General features: G+C 63.5%; 5 protein-coding genes. 3 read left to right on the forward strand and 2 right to left on the reverse strand.

All coding sequences use genetic code 11. From position 1 onward, the window contains the following. Positions 1–91: 91 nt before the first annotated feature. Positions 92–2,287 carry an RNA degradosome polyphosphate kinase gene (locus EOA27_RS20225; RefSeq protein ID WP_126083213.1) on the reverse strand — a complete coding sequence of 732 codons (2,196 nt, stop codon included), beginning with the start codon at positions 2,285–2,287 and terminating at the stop codon, positions 92–94. A 249-nt stretch (positions 2,288–2,536) separates the two neighbouring features. Between EOA27_RS20225 and EOA27_RS20230 the strand changes: the two genes are divergently transcribed. From EOA27_RS20230 to EOA27_RS20240, 3 genes are read left to right on the forward strand one after another with little or no spacing between them, the layout of a single operon-like run. After that, on the forward strand, positions 2,537–2,782 hold the full coding sequence (locus EOA27_RS20230; RefSeq protein ID WP_027169907.1) for a zinc-finger domain-containing protein: 246 nt from the start codon (positions 2,537–2,539) through the stop codon (positions 2,780–2,782). Positions 2,783–2,789: 7 nt separating this feature from the next. After that, a complete protein-coding gene (locus tag EOA27_RS20235; protein ID WP_127256979.1) occupies positions 2,790–4,025 on the forward strand; it encodes an FAD-dependent monooxygenase in 1,236 nt (411 codons plus the stop codon). Between the two features lie 15 nt (positions 4,026–4,040). Beyond that, positions 4,041–4,364 (forward strand): BrnA antitoxin family protein, encoded by a 324-nt coding sequence (locus EOA27_RS20240; protein ID WP_126083215.1) that lies wholly within the window; start codon positions 4,041–4,043, stop codon positions 4,362–4,364. A gap of 13 nt (positions 4,365–4,377) precedes the next feature. Here the strand turns inward: EOA27_RS20240 and EOA27_RS20245 are convergent, their stop codons facing one another. Further along, positions 4,378–5,046: a TIGR02117 family protein gene (locus EOA27_RS20245; protein WP_127256982.1), complete on the reverse strand. Its 669-nt coding sequence runs from the start codon at positions 5,044–5,046 to the stop codon at positions 4,378–4,380. Between the last annotated feature and the right edge of the window lie 254 nt (positions 5,047–5,300).

Consider the following 5,300-nt stretch of genomic DNA (forward strand, 5'->3'; position numbering starts at 1 on the left):
CCTTCATAGACGACAAGGCGGATCGAGTTCGACCCTATGTCGATGATCGACAGTGGCCGCCGGTCCTGAAGCCGGCCCTGGGAAACTGCAATCACGCGGCGCTGTTCTTCTTGCGGCGTTTGAACTGGGCGATGCGCTTGGGCGCATGCGATTTCAGCGCGTCACCCCGTCCGGAGAGGCTCGGATTGGTCATGAAATATTCCTGCGCGTTGAACGGCTCCTCGCCCTCCTCCAGCGCAACGCGCCGGGAGGTGCCGTCAGCCAATACTTCGAAACTTTGCTGGTTGTCCATGATGTTGCCCAGCATGATCTGGCCAAGCACCTGTTCATGCACAGTTGGATTGGTGATCGGCACCAGGGTCTCGACGCGGCGGTCGAGATTGCGCGGCATCATGTCGGCGGACGAGATGTAGACGATCGCCTCGTCCGACGGCAGGCCGTAGCCATTGCCGAAGCAGAAGATGCGGCTGTGCTCGAGGAAGCGGCCGACAATCGATTTCACCCTGATGTTTTCCGAAAGGCCCGGTACCTGCGGCCTCAGGCAGCAGATGCCGCGCACGACGAGGTCGATCTCGACCCCGGCCCGGCTGGCGTCGTAGAGCGCGTCGATGACGATCGGGTCGACCAGCGCGTTCATCTTCATCCATATGCGCGCCGGCCGTCCTTCGCGTGCGTGGACGACCTCCTCGGCGATGTGCTTCAGGATGCGGTTGCGCAGCGTGAAGGGCGACACAGCAAGGCGCATCTCCTCGGCCGGTTCGGCATAGCCGGTGATGAAGTTGAAAATCTGCGCGACATCGCGCGCGATCGTCGGGTCGGTCGTGAAGAAGGACAGGTCGGTGTAGATGCGGGCGGTGACCGGGTGGTAGTTGCCGGTGCCGAGATGGACATAATTGCGTAGCCGGCCGTCCTCGCGGCGTACGATGAGCGACATCTTCGCGTGGGTCTTCAACTCCAGGAAGCCGAACACGACCTGGACACCGGCGCGCTCAAGGTCGCGCGCCCAGCGGATATTGGCCTCCTCGTCGAAGCGCGCCTTGAGCTCGACCAGCGCGGTCACCGACTTGCCGGCCTCGGCGGCGTCGATCAGCGCGCGCACGATCGGGCTGTCGTTCGAAGTGCGGTAGAGCGTCTGCTTGATCGCCACCACCTCCGGGTCGGCGGCGGCCTGGCGCAGGAACTGCACCACCACGTCGAAGGATTCGTAAGGGTGGTGGACGATGATGTCCTTCTCGCGGATGGCGGCAAGGCAGTCGCCGCCATGCTCGCGGATGCGCTCGGGGAAGCGCGGATTGTAGGGGGTGAACTTCAGGTCGTCGCGCGGAATGGCGACGATCTCGGAAATCTGATTGAGCGCCAGCGGACCGGTGAGCACGCTGATGCGGCTCGCCGAGACGCCGAGCTCGCCGGCGACGAAGTCGCGCAATTCGGCCGGCATCAGCGTGTCGAATTCGATACGGATCACCGAACCGCGGCGCCGCCGCTTCAGCGCCGTCTCGAACAGGCGCACGAGGTCTTCCGACTCTTCCTCCACCTCGATATCGCTGTCGCGGATGATGCGGAACGTGCCCGAGCCCTTGACCTCATAGCCGGGGAACAGCTTGCCGATATAGAGGCCGACCGCCTCCTCCAGCGGGATGAAGCGCACATGGCGCTTGCGGTCCGGCAGGCGGATGAAACGCCTGAGCGCCACCGGCAGGCGCAAGAGCGCGCTCATCTCCTCGCCGTTCTTGCGATGGCGCAATTGCAAGGCGATGGAAAAGCCGAGATTGGGGATGAAGGGAAACGGATGCGCCGGGTCGATCGACAGCGGCGTCAGCACCGGGAAGACCTGTTCCTGGAAATGCTCCTCCAGCCAGGTCTTCTCATCCTTGGTCAGCGCGTCGCGGGTGATGCTTTCGATGCCTTCCTTGTTGAGCAGGGCCATCAGCGCCGAGAGGCTCTTCTGCTGGTCCTCCTGCAGGCGCTCGACCTCGCGCAGCAGCTGCTCGAGCTGCTGCTCGGGCGTGCGGCCGTCCGGGCTCTTCAGCGCGATCCCTTCGCGCACCTGACCGGCAAGGCCGGCAACGCGGACCATGAAGAACTCGTCGAGATTGGCGGCCGAGATTGACAGAAAGCGTACGCGCTCGAGCAGCGGATGATGCTCGTTGAGCGATTCTTCCAGCACGCGGCGATTGAACTGCAGCCAGGAGAATTCGCGGTTGACGAAACGGTCGGGATTGCCGCCGTCGGGGCTCGCCGCCTCGACGGTGATGAACTCGCTCTGCACCGGCTTCAGTTCGTTCATGTTTCCCGCTCTTGCCCGCAACCGCCCCAGGGAGCGCCGCATCTTGCCGTCCGGCGACGCTCTAACATCTCTTTGTGACGCATGATCGTCACGGAATCGCTCCGTGCCAGCCTCACGCGCTTAACCGGCTCAACTTATCCTCTGCCAGCCTTTTGCGACAGTTTGATTTCATCGATCTTGCAAACTGGCATGTTATGCTCCAGATGCAGGCGGGTCACACCCACTGGCCGAACCCGATTGGAGACGACGATGGCAGGCGGTAGCATTCCCCATTTCCAGAACGACGCGGGCCATCCGGTCATCGAGATCGGCGTCAAGGAATTCATGTGCACCGGCGCCAACCCGCCTTTCGATCACCCGCACGTGTTCCTCGACATGGGTGACGACAATGAAAAGGTCTGCCCCTACTGCTCGACGCTTTATCGCTATTCGCCGTCGCTGAAGGCGACAGAAACGCAGCCAGCCGGCTGCCTCTATGTCGACCAGGCCGCCTGAGCCGACCATGATTGAAGCACGGTCCCGGCAAGTCGTCATAGCCGGGGCCGGCATCGCCGGATTGACGGCAGCACTTGCCTTCGCTGAGCGCGGCTTGCCGGTCAAATTGTTCGAGCAGGCCAAGCAGCTCCAAGCGGCCGGGTCCGGCCTCCAGCTGGCTCCCAACGCAACCCGCATCCTGCGCCGGCTTGGCGTGCTCGACCGTCTGTTGCCCAACGCGGTCCGGCCCGAAGCGGTGGTGCTGAAGGATGCGAAAAGCCTGCGTGAGCTGGCCCGCGTGCCGCTTGGACAGGCGGCCGAGAAGCGCTGGGGCGCGCCCTATCTGGTGGCGCACCGCGCCGACCTGCAGGCGGCCATGGCGGAGGAAATGGCAGGGCGGTCGGATATCGAGCTCGTTACCGGTGCGCGGGTGACAGGCATCGCCGCCGACCAGCGAAGCGTGACCGCGACGGTAGAGGCCGACGGCAAAACCACGTCGATTGCAGCCGGCCTGCTGGTTGGAGCCGATGGCGTCTGGTCGACGGTTCGCGCGCAGCTTGCGGCCCGGGACTCCGCCTTCGCGAGAAGCCGCTTCTCGGGCCGACTGGCCTGGCGCACCACCGTGGCGGTCGACAGCCCCGCCGGGCAGGCATTTGCCGAGATCGGGGTGGCGGGCTGCGTCACAACCTTCCTGCATCCCGGCTTCCATTTGGTCGCCTATCCCGTGAGCAAGGGCCGCACCGTCAACCTCGCCGCTTTCACCAGAGGCGAACGCATCGCGGAAGGCTGGTCGGGCCATGCCGACCCGGCCATCCTGTCCAATGCCATGCATGGCACCGCACCGATGCTCGCAAAGCTCATCGCGCTGGCGGGGTCGTGGACGGCGTTTCCAATGCACACTGTCCGGCAACAGCGCTGGGCCGTCCCGCAAGGCATCGCGCTGATCGGCGACGCCGCGCATGCGATGACGCCGTTCGCGGCCCAGGGCGCGGCCATGGGAATCGAGGACGCCTCAGTGCTCGCCAATCTCGTTGCCGATTTTCCCGGCGATCCGGCCCACAGCCTCGCCGTCTGGGAAAATCTCAGGCGGCCGCGCGTCGAAAGGGTGCTCAAACGCGGCGCGTTCAATCGGCTGACCTGGCACGCCTGGGGACCGGTGGCAGTCGCCCGCAATCTGGTGCTGGCGACGCGGCCGCCGGAGAAGCTCGCCGCGGACTTGGACTGGCTTTATGGCTGGGAGGAACGGAAGGTGGTGCAGGGGTAGGACGTTGAAGACGTTATGAACAAAACCGTTCGATATAAATTCGATCCAACAAATCCACCGCCTCTGACGGAAGCTCAGAAGGCTGAAATCGCTGCCCTGAAAGCGCGACGGGAAGATGATATCGATACCAGCGATATTCCGGAATTGACGGAAGAGTTCTGGCGGACGGCTGTCCGAAATCCGTATTTCAAACCGATCAAGCAGCAGCTGACTCTTCGTCTCGATTCAGATGTCGTCGCTTGGTTCAAGAGGCATACACGTGACGGTCGCGGTTACCAGAGCGCAATCAACAAGGTGTTGCGTGAATATGTGACGAAGCAAGATCGCAAGGCCGGCTGACGGGCAAAACCACCTAGTTATACAACCCCATCGACCACCACAGCGACACTGGTAGCGGGTTCCACCAGCCCGTGCGCACGCCGGCGATGCGTAATCCGGCCCCCGTCCAGGTGTTGCAGCCGACCAGCGCGTTGAAATGGCCATTGGCTTCGTAGAAACGGTCGTAGGCCGAGTAGCCGGCATCCTCGACGGCCACAGGCCCGCCCTTGCCCTGCCGGAAACTCGCGGTGATGTAGTCCAGCAACGCCGCGAAATGCGCCTCGTCGATGTCGAAGCCGGCGACATTCGGATGCAGCTCCTTGATCGTGCCGGCGACATCGACATGCATCACCGAGACATCGAGCGTCAGCGCCTTCAACACCGGCGCGGCATTCAATTGCGACCATGTCGGCGTCTCCAGATAGAAGGCGCGGCCGCCCCAGCCGAAGACGATGTAGCGTGCATCCGGGGCATCCATCGGCAGACCGGCATCGGCGAGGAAAGCAAACCGCCGGCGAACGCCGTCATCCAGAGGGATAGCGATGTCGGTGTGGATCGGGTTCTTCAGCACCAATATGCGCCGTGTCCCCTCGCCTTCGGCCTTCGCCGCGGGCCAGAGCGGGCGCGGCACCAGCGCGCCGAGCGCGGCGGCAAGAAGCACCGCCGCGACGAGCATTGCCAGATATCGCAGGATTGTTCTCATCGGGCGCGGTAGGTCCGGACGAGAAAAAAGAAATCCGAAGCTTTCATCGGTGTTTTCCGAGATAAGCCGAAGTCTTTCATGACTTCGTCATCCTCGGGCTTGACCCGAGGATCCATGCCGTGACCTTTGATGTAGAGCGCGGCGGAGCAGAATTCTGCAACCGTCGCAACGCCTTAGCGTCACGGCATGGATCCTAGGGTCTGCGCGCGTCGCTTCGCTCCTTGCTCCGCCCTAGGATGACGAAGGCACGGGCA

Origin of the sequence: Mesorhizobium sp. M2A.F.Ca.ET.037.01.1.1, from assembly GCF_003998075.1 — a bacterium.
Taxonomy (GTDB): domain Bacteria; phylum Pseudomonadota; class Alphaproteobacteria; order Rhizobiales; family Rhizobiaceae; genus Mesorhizobium.

What these genes read in the sequence shown, in the direction of transcription:
- EOA27_RS20235 (WP_127256979.1), top strand. Translation starts at nt 2,790, where the DNA reads ATGATTGAAGCACGGTCCCGGCAAGTCGTCATAGCCGGGGCCGGCATC.
- EOA27_RS20245 (WP_127256982.1), bottom strand. Translation starts at nt 5,046, where the DNA reads ATGAGAACAATCCTGCGATATCTGGCAATGCTCGTCGCGGCGGTGCTT.
- EOA27_RS20230 (WP_027169907.1), top strand. Translation starts at nt 2,537, where the DNA reads ATGGCAGGCGGTAGCATTCCCCATTTCCAGAACGACGCGGGCCATCCG.
- EOA27_RS20225 (WP_126083213.1), bottom strand. Translation starts at nt 2,287, where the DNA reads ATGAACGAACTGAAGCCGGTGCAGAGCGAGTTCATCACCGTCGAGGCG.
- EOA27_RS20240 (WP_126083215.1), top strand. Translation starts at nt 4,041, where the DNA reads ATGAACAAAACCGTTCGATATAAATTCGATCCAACAAATCCACCGCCT.